This is a genomic window from Pseudomonas sp. Au-Pse12 (assembly GCF_021341665.1).
Taxonomy (GTDB): Bacteria; Pseudomonadota; Gammaproteobacteria; order Pseudomonadales; family Pseudomonadaceae; genus Aquipseudomonas.
In genome coordinates this window covers 418,146-435,481 of the sequence record NZ_JAJTTH010000002.1, presented here as the reverse complement: position 1 = coordinate 435,481, position 17,336 = coordinate 418,146, and the positions used below count along the sequence as shown (strand labels likewise).

The 17,336-nt window shown below is 62.3% G+C and carries 16 protein-coding genes; 9 read left to right on the top strand and 7 right to left on the bottom strand.

Features of this window, described 5'->3' with window-relative positions:
• The first annotated feature begins 23 nt into the window (after nt 1-23).
• Nucleotides 24-839, top strand: a complete 816-nt coding sequence (gene tcdA, locus LXM55_RS06620; RefSeq protein ID WP_233319655.1) for a tRNA cyclic N6-threonylcarbamoyladenosine(37) synthase TcdA — start codon at nt 24-26, stop codon at nt 837-839.
• 115 nt (nt 840-954) lie between these two features.
• Here tcdA and LXM55_RS06615 read toward each other — a convergent pair whose 3' ends face one another.
• The 4 genes from LXM55_RS06615 to LXM55_RS06600 all read right to left on the bottom strand — a co-directional run bounded on the left by LXM55_RS06615 (nt 955) and on the right by LXM55_RS06600 (nt 4,074).
• Complete coding sequence (locus LXM55_RS06615) at nt 955-1,365, bottom strand: SufE family protein (protein WP_233319654.1); 411 nt, start codon at nt 1,363-1,365, stop codon at nt 955-957.
• Nucleotides 1,362-2,567 carry an aminotransferase class V-fold PLP-dependent enzyme gene (locus LXM55_RS06610; RefSeq protein ID WP_233319653.1) on the bottom strand — a complete coding sequence of 402 codons (1,206 nt, stop codon included), beginning with the start codon at nt 2,565-2,567 and terminating at the stop codon, nt 1,362-1,364. Before LXM55_RS06610 ends, LXM55_RS06615 begins: the two co-directional genes overlap by 4 nt.
• Nucleotides 2,568-2,643: 76 nt before the next feature.
• On the bottom strand, nt 2,644-3,678 hold the full coding sequence (dapD, locus tag LXM55_RS06605; RefSeq protein WP_233319652.1) for a 2,3,4,5-tetrahydropyridine-2,6-dicarboxylate N-succinyltransferase: 1,035 nt from the start codon (nt 3,676-3,678) through the stop codon (nt 2,644-2,646).
• Nucleotides 3,679-3,711: 33 nt separating this feature from the next.
• Nucleotides 3,712-4,074, bottom strand: coding sequence for an ArsC family reductase (locus LXM55_RS06600; RefSeq protein ID WP_011059519.1), 363 nt, complete (start codon nt 4,072-4,074; stop codon nt 3,712-3,714).
• Nucleotides 4,075-4,311: 237 nt separating this feature from the next.
• On the opposite strand from LXM55_RS06600, the gene LXM55_RS06595 reads away from it, so the two are divergent.
• Nucleotides 4,312-5,958, top strand: a complete 1,647-nt coding sequence (locus LXM55_RS06595; RefSeq protein WP_233319651.1) for a Na+/H+ antiporter — start codon at nt 4,312-4,314, stop codon at nt 5,956-5,958.
• 72 nt (nt 5,959-6,030) lie between these two features.
• Here LXM55_RS06595 and dapC read toward each other — a convergent pair whose 3' ends face one another.
• Genes dapC through map form a run of 3 tightly spaced genes read right to left on the bottom strand, consistent with a single transcriptional unit; the run spans nt 6,031 to nt 10,802 of the window.
• Nucleotides 6,031-7,230, bottom strand: coding sequence for a succinyldiaminopimelate transaminase (gene dapC / locus LXM55_RS06590; protein ID WP_233319650.1), 1,200 nt, complete (start codon nt 7,228-7,230; stop codon nt 6,031-6,033).
• A gap of 38 nt (nt 7,231-7,268) precedes the next feature.
• Nucleotides 7,269-9,971 (bottom strand): [protein-PII] uridylyltransferase, encoded by a 2,703-nt coding sequence (locus tag LXM55_RS06585; protein ID WP_233319649.1) that lies wholly within the window; start codon nt 9,969-9,971, stop codon nt 7,269-7,271.
• A gap of 48 nt (nt 9,972-10,019) precedes the next feature.
• A complete protein-coding gene (gene map / locus LXM55_RS06580) occupies nt 10,020-10,802 on the bottom strand; it encodes a type I methionyl aminopeptidase (RefSeq protein WP_011059523.1) in 783 nt (260 codons plus the stop codon).
• 406 nt (nt 10,803-11,208) lie between these two features.
• Here map and rpsB point away from each other — a divergent pair, with 406 nt between their 5' ends.
• The 7 genes from rpsB to ispC all read left to right on the top strand — a co-directional run bounded on the left by rpsB (nt 11,209) and on the right by ispC (nt 17,290).
• Nucleotides 11,209-11,946: a 30S ribosomal protein S2 gene (gene rpsB, locus LXM55_RS06575; protein WP_011059524.1), complete on the top strand. Its 738-nt coding sequence runs from the start codon at nt 11,209-11,211 to the stop codon at nt 11,944-11,946.
• Between the two features lie 207 nt (nt 11,947-12,153).
• A complete protein-coding gene (gene tsf, locus LXM55_RS06570) occupies nt 12,154-13,020 on the top strand; it encodes a translation elongation factor Ts (protein WP_016962579.1) in 867 nt (288 codons plus the stop codon).
• 208 nt (nt 13,021-13,228) lie between these two features.
• Complete coding sequence (gene pyrH / locus LXM55_RS06565) at nt 13,229-13,972, top strand: UMP kinase (RefSeq protein WP_011059526.1); 744 nt, start codon at nt 13,229-13,231, stop codon at nt 13,970-13,972.
• The gene (frr, locus tag LXM55_RS06560) at nt 13,969-14,526 is read left to right on the top strand and encodes a ribosome recycling factor (RefSeq protein ID WP_011059527.1); all 558 of its coding nucleotides are present in this window, start codon (nt 13,969-13,971) and stop codon (nt 14,524-14,526) included. Before pyrH ends, frr begins: the two co-directional genes overlap by 4 nt.
• A 15-nt stretch (nt 14,527-14,541) precedes the next feature.
• A complete protein-coding gene (gene uppS, locus LXM55_RS06555) occupies nt 14,542-15,297 on the top strand; it encodes a polyprenyl diphosphate synthase (protein WP_233319648.1) in 756 nt (251 codons plus the stop codon).
• Nucleotides 15,297-16,103, top strand: coding sequence for a phosphatidate cytidylyltransferase (locus LXM55_RS06550; RefSeq protein WP_233319647.1), 807 nt, complete (start codon nt 15,297-15,299; stop codon nt 16,101-16,103). The genes uppS and LXM55_RS06550 overlap by 1 nt, the downstream gene beginning before the upstream one ends.
• On the top strand, nt 16,100-17,290 hold the full coding sequence (gene ispC / locus LXM55_RS06545; RefSeq protein WP_233319646.1) for a 1-deoxy-D-xylulose-5-phosphate reductoisomerase: 1,191 nt from the start codon (nt 16,100-16,102) through the stop codon (nt 17,288-17,290). The genes LXM55_RS06550 and ispC overlap by 4 nt, the downstream gene beginning before the upstream one ends.
• Nucleotides 17,291-17,336 lie beyond the last annotated feature (46 nt).

The following is a 17,336-nucleotide window of genomic DNA, read 5'->3' as shown; positions in this document are numbered from 1 at the left end:
AATGCGCGCCGGTTTTTTAGGTGATGGTCATGAGTACAGAAGATCCACGGTTTGCCGGTGTCGCCCGTTTGTATGGCATTGAAGGCCTGGAGCGGCTGCGGGCGGCCCATGTGGCGATCGTCGGGGTTGGCGGAGTCGGTTCCTGGGCGGCGGAAGCCATCGCCCGCTGCGGGGTGGGCGAGATCTCGCTGTTCGACCTCGACGACGTTTGCGTCAGCAACAGCAACCGTCAGCTGCATGCTCTGGACAGCACCGTGGGCAAACCCAAGGTCGAGGTCATGGCCGAGCGCCTGCGCGGTATCAACCCGGACTGCAGCGTGCACGCGGTGGCGGATTTCGTCACCCGCGAGACCATGGCCGAATACATCACCCCGAACATCGACTGCGTGATCGACTGCATCGACAGCGTCAACGCCAAGGCGGCGCTGATTGCCTGGTGCAAGCGGCGCAAGATCCAGATCATCACCACCGGCGGCGCCGGCGGGCAGATCGACCCGACGCTGATCCAGGTCTGCGACCTGAACCGTACCTTCAATGACCCGCTGGCCTCCAAGGTGCGCTCCACCCTGCGCCGCGACTATGGTTTTTCACGTACCGTGACCCGGCATTACAGCGTGCCCTGCGTGTTTTCCACCGAGCAGCTGCGTTATCCAAAGCCGGACGGCAGCATCTGCCTGCAGAAGAGTTTTGTCGGCGATGGGGTCAAGCTCGACTGCGCCGGCGGTTTTGGCGCGGTGATGATGGTGACCGCGACCTTCGGCATGGTGGCGGCGACCAAGGCGGTGGACAAGATCGTTGCCGGCGTGCGCCGCCCGTCCGAACGCAGCAAGCCCCTGTAGCCGCTGCCGCAGGCTGCGAGCGGCCCGAAGGGACGTAAGGCCGTTAGAGCTCTGGCTGGAGGTCGCCAAGCAAGGTCCTGCGGACCTTTTCGCAGCCTCGCAGGCTCGGCAGCGGCTACAGGGCGCTGGCCAGTTCGCTCATGCGTTGCAGCACCGCGTTCAGGCCATTGCTGCGCGACGGCGAGAGCTGGCGCGACAGGCCCAACTGGTTGAACCAGTCCGCCAGGTCCACCTCGCGCAACTGCTCGGCCGTCAGGCCGTTGACCCGCGCCAGCAGCAAGGCCACCAAGCCGCGAATCAGCCGCGCGTCGCTGGCGGCGGCAAACTGCCAAAGATCATTTTCCAGCCTCGCCACCAGCCAGACCTGGCTTTCACAGCCATGCACCCGATTGGCTTCGACCTTGTCGGCCTCGCTCAGGGCTGGCAGGCGCTCGCCCCATTGCATCAGCAGGCGTGCCCGCTGTTCCCAGCCGGCAGCCCCTTGGAACACCTCCAGGGCGGTGACGGCATCCGTCGGCAGGCTCATCGCAGCAACTCCAGGGCCTGATCCAGGGCCTCGAAGAACCGCTCCAGGTCCTCGGAGTCGTTGTACAGCGCCAATGACACCCGGATCGCTCCGGCCAGCCCCAGGCTTTTCATCAGCGGCATGGCGCAGTGATGCCCGGCGCGCACGGCAATGCCTTGCTCGGTCAGTAGGTGGGCGAGGTCGGCGTTGTGCACGCCATCGACGACAAAACTGACCAGGGCCACTTGCGGCGAGCCCAGCAGGCGGATGCCATTGCGCGCCTGCAGACCTTGCAGCAGGTAGGCATGCAGGGCCGCTTCATGCTCGCTCAGCGCGTGCTGATCCAGGCCGGCGAGGTAATCCAGGGTGGCGCCCAGGCCGATGACTCCGGCAATCGGCGGCGTGCCGGCCTCGAAGCCCAGGGGCGCCGGGCGGAAGCTGGCGTGCTGGTAGTCGGCGTCCTGGACCATTTCGCCACCGAACTGCCAGTGCCGCAGGTCCTTGAGCGCCTGATGACGGCCAAACAGCACGCCGACCCCATCCGGGCCGTACAGCTTGTGGCTGGAGAACACATAGAAGTCGCAGCCCAGGGCCTGCACATCGTGGCGGCCATGGACCACGCCCTGGGCGCCGTCGATCACCGTCAGTGCGCCCTGGGCCTTGGCCATGGCCAGCAGCGGGGTCAATGGCTGCCAGGCGCCGAGCACGTTGGACAGCTGGCTCACCGCCAGCAAACGGGTGCGCGGGCCGATCAGGCGGCTTGCTGCATTGATGTCGATCAGGCCGTCCGGGTCCAGTGGCAGGACCTGCAGTTTGAGCCCGCGGCGTTGGGCCAGTTGCTGCCAGGGCAGCAGGTTGGCGTGGTGTTCCAGGGCGCTGATGAGAATCTCATCGCCTGGGGAAAAATGGTGTTCCAGGCCATAGGCCAGGAGATTCAGCGCGGAAGTGGCGCCGTGGGTGAAGACGATCTGTCCGCTGTCACCGGCATTGAGCCATTGGCCGACCTTGCTGCGGCTGTCCTCGAATGCTTGGGTGGCGTGGGCGCCGGGCAGGTGTTGCGCGCGATGCACGTTGGCCGCGCCATTGGCGTAGTAGTGGGCCAGGGCGTCCAGCAGGGCTTGGGGCTTTTGCGTGGTGGCGGCGTTGTCCAGGTAGGTCTGGTCCTGGCGTTGCAGGGCGGCGATGGCCGGGAAGTCGGCGCGCCAGGGGGAGGGTACAAGCATGGTGGCAGAACTCGTTTGAACAGGCCGGGCGCCGATGATAAGCGCGCGGCCGGTTCCAGTGAAACCGAATCGCTGCTTAGTTGTGAGCGTGCAGCGCTTCGTTCAGCTCGATGGCCGACTTGTGGGTCTTGCACTCCACGGCGCCGGTTTCCGAGTTGCGGCGGAACAGCAGATCCGGCTGGCCGGCCAGTTCCCGGGCCTTGAGCACTTTGACCAACTGGTTGTTCTCGTCCAGCAGCGCCACCTTGGTGCCGGCGGTCACGTACAGGCCCGACTCCACGGTGTTGCGATCGCCCAGCGGGATACCGATACCGGCGTTGGCACCGATCAGGCAGCCTTCGCCGACCTTGATCACGATGTTGCCGCCACCCGACAGGGTGCCCATGGTGGAGCAGCCGCCGCCCAGGTCCGAACCCTTGCCGACGAACACGCCCGCGGAAACGCGGCCTTCGATCATGCCCGGGCCTTCGGTGCCAGCGTTGAAGTTGACGAAACCTTCGTGCATCACGGTGGTGCCTTCGCCGATGTAGGCGCCCAGGCGGATCCGCGCGCTGTCAGCGATACGCACACCGCTCGGTACCACGTAGTCGGTCATTTTCGGGAACTTGTCCACCGAGAACACTTCCAGCAGCTCGCCGCGCAGGCGGGCTTCCAGTTGACGCTCGGCCAGCTCGCCGAGGTCGATCGCGCCCTGGCTGGTCCAGGCCACGTTCGGCAGCAGCGGGAACACGCCGGCCAGGCTCAGGCCGTGTGGCTTGACCAGGCGGTGGGACAGCAGGTGCAGCTTCAGGTAGGCCTCTGGAGTGGAGGTCAACTGAGCGTCTTCGGCCAGCAGGGTGGCTACCAGCGGCTTGTGGCTTTCGGCCAGGCGGGTCAGCAGGGCAGCCTGGCCGGCGTCGATGCTCTTCAGCGCGTCGGCCATCTGAGCGGCCTGGGCGGTGGTGAAGGTAATGGCCTGGTTGCCTTCGCTGTAGCCGAGGATCGGTGCTACCGCCGCAACGATTTCAGCAGCCGGCTTGAGCAGTGGCGATGCGTAAAACACTTCCAGCCAAGCGCCTTGACGGTTCTGGGTGCCGACACCGAATGCCAGGCTGAACAGGGTAGTGGACATGCAGTTACCTCTTGCGAAATTGAATGAGCAGGCTTACTTGAGCGCCGCTGCGTAAAGGTCTGGCTTGAAGCCAATCAGGGTCTTGTCTCCGAGGTCGAGCACCGGGCGCTTGATCATCGAAGGTTGCGCGAGCATCAGTTCAACGGCTTTCGCCTGGTCGAGATCGGCTTTGCTTTCGTCATCGAGTTTGCGAAAGGTCGTGCCCGCGCGGTTCAACACCACCTGCCAGCCGTGCTCGTCGCACCACTGATTCAGGTGCTCACGGTCAATGCCGGAGGTTTTGTAATCATGGAAGTCATAGCTGACAGCGTGTTCATCGAGCCAGGTGCGCGCCTTTTTCATGGTGTCACAGGCTTTGATGCCGAAAAGGTGCAACGTTTTGCTTGAAGCGGTCAAGGAATTGCCCCCTTTGGAGATGCTGGAGATGAAAGGTCACGGATTATGCCACGACCGCACCGATTCGGCGTCGGCTGCCGCGGGGCTTTGTCGCATTGTGTTTCCGCGCCCGGGCGCCGTTGCGACTTTTGTGCAGCGGCGTGAACGCAGCTTAAGCGGCTAATATGGCACTTCTGCGGTGAACGCCTGCCGCTGTCGTGTGTCTGCTTTGAAGTTTCAGATCGGGAAGCCCGCGTTATGCAAACCGCCTATACCGTCCTCATCCTGCTGATGCTGGTGAGCCTTTCGCGTCTTGTCGGGCGGGTGATTCCACTGCCGCTGCCCCTGGTGCAGATCATCGCCGGGGGCTTGCTGGCCTGGCCGACCCTGGGTTTGCACGTGGCCCTGGACCCGGAGCTGTTTCTTTTCCTGTTCCTGCCGCCTCTGCTGTTTTCCGATGGCTGGCGCATGCCCAAGCGTGAATTCTGGCGCCTGCGCGGGCCGATCCTGACCCTGGCGGTGGGCCTGGTGCTGTTCACCGTGGTGGGCGCCGGCTACTTCATTCACTGGCTGTTGCCGAGCATCCCCCTGGCGGTGGCTTTTGCCCTGGCGGCCGTGCTGTCGCCTACCGACGCCGTGGCCGTCTCGGCGATTTCCCAGAACCGCCTGCCGACCCCCTTGATGCACATGCTCCAGGGCGAAGCCCTGATGAACGACGCTTCGGGCCTGGTGACCTTCAAGTTCGCCCTGGTGGCCGCCGTGACCGGGGTGTTTTCCCTGGCCAATGCCAGCCTGACCTTTGTCCTGGTGGCGGTAGGCGGGCTGGCGGTGGGGGTGGCTCTGAGCTGGCTGGTGGGGCGCCTGCGGGCCTGGATGATCGCCCGCGGCTGGGACGACCCGGCGACTCATGTGGTGTTCATGCTGCTGTTGCCGTTCGCCGCCTATGTGCTGGCCGAACGCCTGGGAGCCTCGGGCATCCTTTCAGCCGTGGCGGCGGGGATGATGCAGAGCTGGCTCGACCTGCTGCCGCGCCAGACCAGCACCCGGCTGCTCAATCGCAGCGTCTGGTCGCTGCTGGAGTTTGCCTTCAACGGCCTGATCTTCCTGCTGCTGGGGTTGCAACTACCGGACATCATCAAGGCCGTTGCCAGTCACGAGACCTCGCTCTGGCCGACCCTGTTCTATCGCTGCCTGGATGTGCTGGCGATCTTCCTGGTGCTGCTGGTACTGCGTTTCATCTGGGTGCAGAGCATCTGGCGCCTGTCCGGGCTGTTGCGGCGCTGGCGTGGCAAGGGTGAACTGACCCTGGTGCCCACCGCGCGTTCCTGCTGGTTGCTGACAGTGGGGGGCGTGCGCGGGGCGGTGACCCTGGCGGGCGTGATGTCGGTGCCGCTGCTGCTCGGCGCCGGTGAAGCTTTCCCCGAGCGCGACCTGCTGATCTTCATCGCCGCCGGGGTGATCCTACTGTCCCTGGTGGCGGCCTGCATTGCCCTGCCGCTGCTGTTGCGCGGCATTGTGAAGAGCCCCGACGACAAGCGCCGCGGTGAAGTCCGCGATGCCTGGCGCAAGACTGCCGAGGCAGCGATCCACGCCCTGGAAGCCGAGGAAGTGGCAGACGCCAGTGAGACCCTGGATGCGGCTCAGGCGGCATTGGCCACTGAACTCAAGGGGCGCTTGATGGCCGAGTACCGGCATCAGCTGGAGGTCTACAACGATTCCGCCGAAGCCCAGGCCCTGGCGTTGCAAATGGACTTGCTGGAGCGGCGCCTGCGGCTCAAGGCCCTGCGCGCGCAACGGCTGGAGCTGTACCGCCTGAGCCGGCATCACCAGATCGGTGACGATGTGCTGCGTGAAGTGTTGGCGGACCTGGATTTGAGCGAGGCGAATCTGGGGCAGGTGAAGTGAGCGGATGACGCTTTTGCTGGCAAGCCGGTTCCTACAGGGGGGGGTAGGAACCGGCTTGACTGGCGAAGGGGCTCAGGCCCGACGCAGTACGAAATCGCGAATCCGCTCGGCGGCTTCCACGCATTCCGCCAGCGGCGCAACCAGCGCCATGCGCACTCGCCCGGCGCCCGGGTTGGTGCCGTCCACATCCCGCGACAGATAAGAGCCCGGAACCACGGTCACGTGCTCCTGCTCGAACAGGTCGCGGCAGAAGGCGGCGTCATCCCCGGCCACGTTCGGCCACAGGTAGAAGCTGCCGTCCGGACGCTGTACGTCCATCACGGGGGCGAGGATCGCCAGCACCGCGTCGAACTTCTCGCGGTACAGGGCGCGGTTGGCGCGCACGTGCACTTCATCGTTCCAGGCGGCGACGCTGGCCAGCTGGGTCTGCACCGGCATGGCGCAGCCGTGGTAGGTGCGGTACAGCAGGAAACCCTTGAGGATGTCCGCGTCACCGGCAACGAAGCCGGAACGCAGGCCCGGCAGGTTGGAGCGCTTGGACAGGCTGTGGAACACCACGCAGTGCTTGAAGTCCTTGCGCCCCAGTTCGACGCAGGCGCTGAGCAGGCCCGGCGGTGGAGTCTGTTCGTCGAAGTACAGCTCGCTGTAGCACTCGTCGGCGGCGATCACGAAGTCGTGTTCGTCGGCCAGGGCGATCAGTTTCTTCAGGGTGTCCAGCGGGATCAGCGCGCCGGTGGGGTTGCCCGGGGAGCACAGGAAGAGGATCTGGCAGCGTTGCCAGATCTCGGCCGGCACGGCGTCGAAATCCGGGTTGAAGCCGTTTTCGTCCAGGCACGGCAGGTAGTGCGGCTTGGCTCCGGCGAGGAAGGCTGCGCCTTCGTAGATCTGATAGAACGGGTTGGGGCTGACCACCAGGGCGTCTTCGCCGCGGTTGACCACGGTCTGGGTGAAGGCGAACAGGGCTTCGCGGGTGCCGTTGACCGGCAGCACGTTGCGCGCGGGGTCGATCCAGCCGCTTGGCACGCCAAAGCGCCGCTCGCACCAGCCGGCGATGGCTTCACGCAGGGCCGGGATGCCCAGGGTGGTGGGGTATACCGCCATCTGGTCGAGGTTGCTGGCCAGGGCTTCGGCGACAAAGCTTGGCGAGCGGTGTTTCGGCTCGCCGATGGACAGGGCGATCGGGCGCTTGTCCGGGTTGGGCGTCACGGTGCCGAGCAGGGCCCGCAGCTTTTCGAACGGGTAGGGCTGCAACTGGTTCAGAGCGTTGTTCATCGGTGCGGTATCTCACTCAAGGCGGCGATTCAGGCCCGTCAGATGCTCAGGCGGGTCATTTCGATAGTCGGTTCGTGGCTGACGCTCAGCTGCTCGACGATCGCATCCTGCAAGCGGCTGCACAGCTGGGGGTCGGAAAGGGGCTGGTTGTGCGCATCGGTGATGAAGAACACGTCTTCCACGCGCTCGCCCAGGGTGGCGATCTTGGCGTTCTGCAGCGACAGGTCGAACTCCAGGAATATCTTGCCGATCCGCGCCAGCAGGCCGGGGCGGTCCGGGGCGCTGAGCTCCAGCACGGTGACCGGACGCTGGGCGTCGTTGTGGATGGTCACCTCGGGCTCGAAGGCAAAGTGCTTGAGCTGGCGCGGTACCCGGCGCTGGATGATGGTCGGGTAGTCGTCGGGGTTGCGCAGGGCGTCGGTCAGGCCCTTGCGGATCTGCTCGACCCGCTGCGGGTTGTTGCCGATGGACTCGCCGTCGTTGTCCAGGACGATGTAGGTGTCGAGGGTGAACTGGCTGCTGGAGGTGATGATGCGCGCGTCATGGATGTTCAGGTTGAGCTGGTCCATGGCGGCCACGGTTACCGCGAAGAAGTCGTGCTGGTCCGGGGCGTAGATGAAGATCTGCGTGCCGCCCTCGAACTCGCGCTGGGTGATTTCCTTGATCAGCACCAGCGGGCCGCCGTCGGCCGGCTGCTGGAGGATCGCGTCGCTGTGCCAGGCGACGTCACCGGCGGTGTGGCGCAGGAAGTAGTCGTCCCCCAGTTGCGACCAGAGCTGCTCGACCTCGTCCGGGTCGGTGCCGTTGCGCACCAGGATGTCCAGGGCGGCGCTCTGGGTCTGGCGGATCTGCTCTTCGCGGTCCACCGGGTTTTCCAGGCCGCGGCGCAGGGCACGCTTGGTCTCGGTGTAGAGCTGGCGCAGCAGGCTGGCGCGCCAGGAGTTCCACAGCGTCGGGTTGGTGGCGTAGATGTCGGCGACCGTCAGTACATAGAGGTAGTCGAGGCGGGTCTGGTCGACCACGATCTGCGCGAAGTCGTGGATCACCTGCGGGTCGGAGAGGTCCTTGCGCTGGGCCGTGGTGGACATCACCAGGTGGTTCTGCACCAGCCACACGATCAGCCGGGTGTCCCACTGCGGCAGTTGGTGGCGCACGCAGAAGGCCTCGGCATCCACCGCGCCGATTTCCGAGTGATCGCCGTGACGGCCCTTGCCGATGTCGTGGTACAGGCCGGCCAGGTAGATCAGCTCGGGCTTGGGCAGCTTGCCCATGAGCTTGCTGGCCAGGGGGAATTTCTCGGAGATCGGCGTGTACTGCATCTTGCGCAGGTGCTTGATCAGGTTCAGCGTGTGGGCGTCCACGGTGTAGATGTGGAACAGGTCGTGCTGCATCTGCCCGACGATGAAGCCGAACTCCGGCAGGTAGCGCCCGAGGATGCCGTAACGGTTCATCCGCCGCAGGTTGCGGTGGATGCCGATCTCGCATTTGAACAGTTCGATGAACAGGCTGGTGTTGCGGATATCGTGGCGGAAGTCGTCGTCGATCAGGTGCCGGTGTTCGCGCAAAAGGCGGATGGTGTCGGCACGCACGCCCTTGATCTCCGGGTGCTGGGCCATCAGCACGAAGATCTCCAGCATGGCGAACGGCGTACGCTTGAACACGTTGTCGTTGATCGCCTCGATGTAGCCGTCATGCAGCTGGAAGCGGGCATTGATCGGCTGCGGCGGCGCCTCGTCTTCGGGGGCGAGGATCACCTCTTCGAAGTGCTGGATGATCAGGTCGCTCAACTGGGCGATGCTCATCACCACCCGGTAGTACTGCTGCATGAAGCTTTCGATGCTCTGCTTCGCGTCATCGCCCTCGAAGCCCAGCAGAGTGGCGATGGAGCGCTGATGGTCGAGCAGCAGGCGATCTTCGGCGCGCCCGGCGAGCATGTGCAGGGCGTAGCGGACCTTCCATAGAAACTCCTGGGACGAGGCCAGCAGGGCGTTCTCGCTCTCCACCAGGAAGCCTTCGCCGGCCAGGGCCCGCAGGTTCAGGGTGCCGTACTGGCGGCGCGCGACCCAGAGAATGGTCTGGATGTCCCGCAGGCCGCCCGGCGACCCTTTGACGTTGGGTTCCAGGTTGTACTCGGTGTCGTTGTATTTGTGGTGGCGGGCTTTCTGTTCGGCGCGCTTGGCCAGGAAGAAGTCCTTGCTGGGCCACATGTGTTCGGTGCTGGTCACTTGCAGCATGCGCTGGCGCAAGTGCTCGGGGCCGGCAATGGTGCGGCTTTCCATCAGGTTGGTGATCACCGTCAGGTCGGCCCGCGCCTGTTCGGCGCATTCGTCCACCGAGCGCACGCTTTGCCCGACTTCCAGGCCAATGTCCCAGAGCAGGGTAAGGAAGCGTTCGATGGAGTCGCGGAAAATTTCGTGATCGGCGCTGTCCAGGAGGATCAGCAGGTCGATGTCGGAATAAGGGTGCAGCTCGCCGCGACCGTAGCCGCCGACCGCCACCAGGGCTATGTCGGCTTCGGTGCTCCAGCTGAACTGGTCCCAGGCCTTTTGCAGGATGTTATCGATGAACCAGGCGCGGTCTTCGATCAGCCGGCGGATTTCCCGCCCGCTGCGAAAGCGGTTGTCGAGCACTTCTCGTGCCTGACGAATGGCCTTCTTGAAGGCGGCGATAGGGCTGGCCTTCAGTGCCAGTTCCGCCTGGAACTGGCCACGGTCGAAGAGTTCGGGGTCCACCTGCGGCATCGATTGGCTTTCCTTTCTATCTATAAGGTCGGGACGCAGCGTTTCAGATCAGGCAGATACCCGGGCGATGGTGTCATCGCTGCGCAGGGTGAAGATCTCGTAGCCGGTCTCGGTCACCAGCAGCGTGTGTTCCCACTGCGCGGAGAGCTTGCGGTCCTTGGTGATGGCGGTCCAGCCGTCGCCCAGGACCTTGGTGTCGGCCTTGCCCTGGTTGATCATCGGCTCGATGGTGAAGGTCATGCCGGCCTTGAGTTCCATGCCGGTGCCAGCGCGGCCGTAGTGCAGGATCTGCGGCTCTTCGTGGAACACCTTGCCAATGCCGTGGCCGCAGAATTCGCGTACGACCGAGAAGCCGTTCTTTTCCGCGTGCTTCTGGATCACTTCGCCGATGTCGCCCAGGCGGCAGCCCGGCTTCACCAGTTCGATGGCCTTGTACATGCATTCCTGGGTGATCTGCGACAGGCGCTCGGCCCAGACCGGCACGGTGCCGACGTGGAACATGCGGCTGGTGTCGCCGTGGTAACCGTCCTTGATGACAGTGACGTCGATGTTCAGGGTGTCGCCATCCTTCAGCGGCTTCTCGTTGGGAATGCCGTGGCACACCACGTGGTTGATCGAGGTGCAGATGGATTTGGGAAAGCCCTTGTAGTTCAGCGGGGCCGGGATCGCGCCCTGCACATTGACGATGTAGTCATGGCAGATGCGGTCCAGTTCTTCGGTGGTGACACCGGGTTTGACATGCTCGGCAATCATTTCCAGCACGTCGGCGGCCAGTTTGCCGGCGACACGCATTTTGGCGATGTCCTCGGGAGTTTTGAGGGTGACGGTCATACAGGCTCTCTTGACGCTCAGTGGCGCGATAAACACGGAATGGCTTGAAAACCTGCCCCGGCAAGGCTGGAGCCGGAAGGGAAACGATAAGGTTTTCAAAGCCGCAAAGGTGCGATTCTAACAGACGCTCAGCGCAAATCTGAGGTTCTGCTGGCGCTTCTCTTCATACAATGGTGCATTCTGGGCCGATTCCAAGAGGTGGGCAAAAAGCTTGCAGATCGGCGGATGTGAATCCGGGTTCCGTTTTTACCCTTGCTGTGGTATAAAATGCGCCGCTTTCCGGGGATGCCCCGAAAAGCTCAAACCCACACACGTGTCGACACGATGACCTGGGTGCCCTCAGCACATGCTGTTGGTTGGTCATTGGGATACGTGGAGGCCTAACCCGACTTATTAAGGAACTATCATGTCCCAAGTCAACATGCGCGATATGCTGAAGGCCGGTGTGCACTTCGGTCACCAAACCCGTTACTGGAATCCGAAAATGGGCAAGTACATTTTCGGCGCGCGCAACAAGATTCACATCATCAACCTTGAAAAAACCCTGCCAATGTTCAACGAAGCTCTGACTTTCGTAGAACGCCTGGCCCAGGGCAAAAACAAGATTCTGTTCGTCGGCACCAAGCGTTCCGCTGGCAAGATCGTTGCTGAAGAAGCAGCACGTTGCGGTTCGCCGTACGTCGATCACCGCTGGTTGGGCGGCATGCTGACCAACTACAAAACCATCCGTGCTTCCATCAAGCGTCTGCGTGACCTTGAAGTGCAAGCAGAAGACGGCACCTTCGCCAAGCTGACCAAGAAAGAGGCGCTGATGCGCACTCGCGATCTGGAAAAGCTGGATCGTTCCCTGGGTGGTATCAAGGACATGGGCGGCCTGCCTGACGCACTGTTCGTGATCGACGTTGATCACGAGCGCATCGCGATCACCGAAGCCAACAAGCTGGGCATCCCGGTCATCGGCGTTGTCGATACCAACAGCAGCCCGGAAGGCGTTGACTACATCATCCCAGGCAACGATGACGCCATCCGCGCTATCCAGCTGTACATGGGTTCGATGGCTGACGCTGTGATCCGTGGTCGCAACAACGTTGCTGGCGGCACCGAAGTGTTCGAAGAAGCTGCAGCACCGGCGGCTGAAGCCTGAGTAACTGACGCTTAGCGTTTACTCAGCACGCAAAAAGGGGGCTTGGCCCCCTTTTTGCCAACTCGAAAATCATTTCGTCGTCGCGCCCCCCCCTACAGTTTCTGTAATGCGGGGTTGTTATGAAGTGAATTCGAGGCAGCGCCCAAGAATTGAACGCCCGTTCGATCGGGTGGAATGGTTGAAAACCTATCCAAGAGGATTTTGAAAATGGCAGAGATTACTGCAGCGTTGGTCAAAGAACTGCGCGAGCGTACCGGCGAAGGCATGATGGATTGCAAAAAGGCCTTGACCAAGGCTGGCGGCGACATCGAGAAAGCCATTGATGACATGCGTGCTTCCGGCGCCATCAAGGCTGCCAAGAAAGCAGGCAACGTGGCTGCTGAAGGCGCTATCGCCATCAAGGACGACGGTAAAGCCGCTGTCCTGCTGGAAGTTAACTCGCAGACCGACTTCCTGGCTCTGCAGGACGACTTCAAGGCATTCGTTGCTGCCAGCGTTGAAAAGGCATTCGCTGACAAGCTGACCGACGCAGCTCCGCTGATCGAAGCTCAAGAAGCTGACCGCCTGATCCTGGTGGGCAAGACCGGCGAGAACGTCAACATCCGTCGTCTGGCGCGCGTTGAAGGTGATGTGGTCGGCACCTACCTGCACGGCAACAAGATCGGTGTTGCGGTTGTCCTGAAAGGCGGTTCCGTTGAGCTGGCCAAAGACATCGCCATGCACGTAGCGGCAAGCAACCCTGAGTTCCTGCTGCCATCGCAGGTTTCCGCCGAAGCCATCGAGCGTGAAAAAGCTGTGTTCCTGCAGCTGAACGAAGACAAGATGAAAGGCAAGCCAGCTGAAATCGTTGAAAAAATGATCGCTGGCCGTATCAGCAAGTTCCTGGCTGAAGCCAGCCTGGTTGAGCAAGCTTTCGTCAAGGATCCAGAAGTCACCGTGGGTGCTCTGGCCAAGAAAGGCGGCGCTGAAATCGTTTCCTTCACCCGTTTCGCTGTAGGTGAAGGCATCGAGAAGAAAGAAGACAACTTCGCTGAAGAAGTTGCCGCACAACTGGCTGCTGCCAAGCAACAGTAAGACGGTTTTTCAACTGTCGCCCAGAAGAGGCTGCCCGCTCACGCGCGCAGCCTCTTTTCAAATGGGCAGGGTAATTTAGTTGTTTATCCTCGGAACCGGTTTACAAAGTCGTGTTCTGATGGCGCTGTGACAGCGTCAAGCTAGAGTGATCGCAGGCTGCAAACAGCCCGCAAAGAATTTTTTAAATACGCCGCAGGAGAGATTCGCAATGGCTCAGCAGGGCAGTGGTTATCAAGCTCGCTATAAACGCATTCTACTCAAGCTTAGCGGCGAGGCCCTGATGGGCTCGGAAGAGTTCGGGATCGACCCCAAGGTGCTGGATCGCATGGCGCTGGAAGTCGGCCAACTGGTTGGCATCGGTGTCCAGGTAGGCTTGGTGATCGGTGGTGGCAACCTGTTCCGTGGTGCCGCATTGAGCGCAGCCGGGATGGATCGGGTCACGGGCGACCACATGGGCATGCTGGCTACTGTGATGAACGCCCTGGCCATGCGTGATGCGCTGGAACGTGCGAATATCTCGGCCATCGTGATGTCGGCTATTTCCATGGTCGGCGTGACCGATCACTATGACCGCCGCAAGGCCATGCGCCACCTGAACTCCAAAGAAGTGGTGATCTTCGCGGCCGGTACCGGCAACCCGTTCTTCACTACCGACTCCGCAGCCTGCCTGCGCGCTATCGAGATCGATGCCGACGTGGTGCTCAAGGCAACCAAGGTCGATGGTGTTTACACTGCCGACCCGTTCAAGGACCCGCATGCCGAGAAGTTCGATCATCTGACTTACGATGAAGTGCTGGATCGCAAGCTGGGAGTGATGGACCTGACGGCTATCTGTCTGTGCCGCGACCACAAGATGCCGCTGCGGGTATTTAACATGAACAAGCCCGGCGCCCTGCTGAATATCGTGCATGGTGGCGCTGAAGGAACCCTGATCGAGGAAGGCGAACAATGATCAACGAAATCAAGAAAGACGCTCAAGAGCGCATGAAGAAGTCCCTGGAATCGCTGGCGCATGCGTTCGGCCAGATCCGCACCGGCAAGGCGCACCCCAGCATCCTGGGTAGCGTGATGGTGCCTTACTACGGTACTGACACGCCGTTGAGCGGCGTTGCCAACGTTACCGTGAAGGACTCCCAGACCCTGCAAGTGGTGCCGTTCGAGCGAAACATGCTCGGAGCCATCGACAAGGCCATTGGCAGTGCCGGTCTTAATCTCAATCCGACCAACCTGGGCGAGCTGCTGCTGATCAAGATGGCGCCGCTGACCGAGGAAACCCGCAAGGGCTTCACCAAGCAGGCGCGTGCCGCTGCCGAGGACGCACGGGTTGCTGTACGCAACATTCGTCGCGACGCCCTGGGCGAGCTGAAGAAGCTGACCAAGGACAAGGAAATCAGCGAAGACGAAGAGCGCCGTGGCAGCGCTGAAATCGACAAGCTGATCAAGGACTTTGAAGCTCAGATCGCCAAGGCGACTGAGGAAAAAGAAAAGGACTTGATGGCCGTATAAGGGTCAGGCGTTTTCATGGAAAAGACCAAGCAGTCCGTGTTGTCCTCGGTGCCGCGCCATGTGGCGATCATCATGGACGGTAATAACCGCTGGGCAAAAAAACGCTTCATGCCGGGTGTTGCCGGGCATAAAGCGGGCGTTGACGCCGTACGTGCGGTGATCGAAGTGTGCGCCGAGGCCAAGGTCGAGGTGCTGACCCTGTTTGCCTTTTCCAGTGAAAACTGGCAGCGCCCGGCTGACGAAGTCAGTGCCTTGATGGATCTGTTCTTCAAGGCTCTGCGTCGTGAGGCCAAGCGCCTCAACGAAAACAACATCAGCCTGCGGATCATTGGTGATCGTTCGCGTTTTCATCCCGAGTTGCAGGCGGCGATGCGCGAGGCGGAAGCCATGACTGCCGGCCCTGATCGTTTCATCCTGCAGATTGCCGCCAATTACGGTGGGCAGTGGGATATCGCCCAGGCCGCTCAGCGCCTGGCGCGTGAGGTTCAGGCTGGGCATCTGCGGCCCGAGGATATTACTCCGGGCCTGCTGCAGACCTGCCTGGCGACTGGCGATCTGCCGCTGCCAGACCTGTGTATCCGCACCGGTGGCGAGCACCGCATCAGTAACTTCCTGCTGTGGCAGCTGGCCTATGCCGAGCTGTATTTCTCCGACCTGTTCTGGCCGGACTTCAAACACGATGCCATGCGTAATGCATTGGCCGATTATGCATCTCGCCAGCGGCGCTTCGGTAAGACGAGCGAGCAGGTTGAGGCTGGAGCCCGGGTTTAATGCTTAAACAACGAATCATTACTGCGCTGATCCTGCTGCCGATCGCCTTGTGCGGTTTTTTCCTGCTCGAAGGTTCAGGGTTCGCCCTGTTCATCGGTCTGGTGGTAAGCCTGGGCGCTTGGGAATGGGCGCGCCTGGCGGGTTTCGAGGCGCAGCCGGCCCGGGTCGTCTATGCGTTGCTGGTGGCGGCGCTGTTGTTCGTGATGCATCTGGTTCCGGGCGTTGCGCCCTGGGTGCTGGGTGCGGCGGTGCTGTGGTGGGGGCTGGCGACTTACCTGGTGCTGACCTATCCGCGTACCAGTGAGCAATGGTCTGGCGCGGCCCCCAAGTTGTTGATTGGCCTGTTGATCCTGTTGCCTGCGTGGCAAGGCCTGGTATTCATCAAGCAGTTGCCGCTGGGCAACTGGCTGATCATGGCGGTGATGGTGCTGGTGTGGGGGGCAGATATTGGCGCCTACTTCTCCGGCAAGGCCTTCGGCAAGCGCAAGCTGGCGCCACAGGTCAGTCCTGGCAAGAGCTGGGAAGGCGTGTACGGCGGTTTGGCCTTGAGCCTGGTGATTACCGCGGTGGTGGCGCTGGTGCGTGACTGGAGCCTGGGGCAGATGGTTCTGGGGTTGCTGGGTGCGGCCATCGTGGTGTTTATCTCGGTGGTCGGCGACCTCACCGAGAGCATGTTCAAGCGCAAGTCCGGTATCAAGGACAGCAGCAACCTGTTGCCTGGGCATGGCGGCGTCCTCGATCGAATCGACAGCCTGACAGCGGCCATTCCGGTATTTGCCGTGCTGCTGTGGATGGCTGCACTGTGAGCGCGGTGCAGCAGATCACGGTTCTGGGGGCTACAGGCTCCATCGGTCTGAGCACGCTGGATGTCATCGCCCGTCATCCGGAGCGTTATCAGGTGTTTGCCCTGACTGGCTTCTCGCGTTTGACCGAGTTGCTGGCATTGTGCGTGCGTCACGTGCCGCGTTTTGCCGTGGTGCCTGAGGTGGAGGCTGCCAGCCGTCTTCAGGAAGAGCTGCGTGCCGCCGGCTTGGCAACCCAGGTGCTGGTGGGCGAGCAGGGGTTGTGCGATGTGGCCTCGGCTCCGGAAGTCGACGCGGTGATGGCGGCGATTGTCGGTGCGGCGGGGCTGCGTCCGACCTTGGCGGCGGTAGAGGCGGGCAAAAAGATCCTGCTGGCCAACAAGGAAGCGCTGGTGATGTCTGGCGCGCTGTTCATGCAGGCGGTGGGCAAGAGTGGCTCCGTGCTGCTGCCCATCGATAGTGAGCACAATGCGATCTTTCAATGCATGCCCACGGATTTCTCCCGGGGGCTGAGTCAGGTCGGTGTGCGACGGATTCTCCTGACCGCCTCGGGTGGACCTTTCCGTCAGACGCCCCTGGAAGAGCTTGAGCATGTTTCGCCGGAGCAGGCCTGTGCCCACCCGAACTGGTCCATGGGGCGCAAGATTTCCGTGGATTCGGCGAGCATGATGAATAAAGGCCTGGAGTTGATCGAGGCTTGCTGGCTGTTTGATGCCAAGCCATCACAGGTCGAAGTGGTGGTGCATCCGCAAAGCGTGATCCACTCGCTGGTGGATTATGTCGATGGCTCGGTTTTGGCGCAGTTGGGCAATCCGGACATGCGCACACCGATCGCCAATGCCCTGGCTTGGCCGGAGCGCATTGACTCCGGCGTGGCGCCGCTGGATCTGTTTGCCATTGCGCGTCTGGATTTTCAGGCTCCCGACGAGCAGCGGTTCCCTTGCCTGCGTCTGGCGCGGCAAGCTGCCGAGGTCGGTGACAGTGCGCCGGCCATGTTGAACGCGGCCAATGAAGTGGCGGTATCGGCGTTTCTGGAGCGGCGCATCCGCTATCCAGAGATCGCGAGTATCATCGATGAGGTTTTAACCCGTGAGCCTGTGGTCGCAGTCAATGAGCTCGACGCAGTGTTTGCGGCAGACGCCAAGGCCCGGGTCCTGGCGCAACAATGGTTGCAGCGTAACGGGCGATAGGATTCGCGACCGGGGCGAGTGGCGGCGAATGGGATTGCGGAGAAAG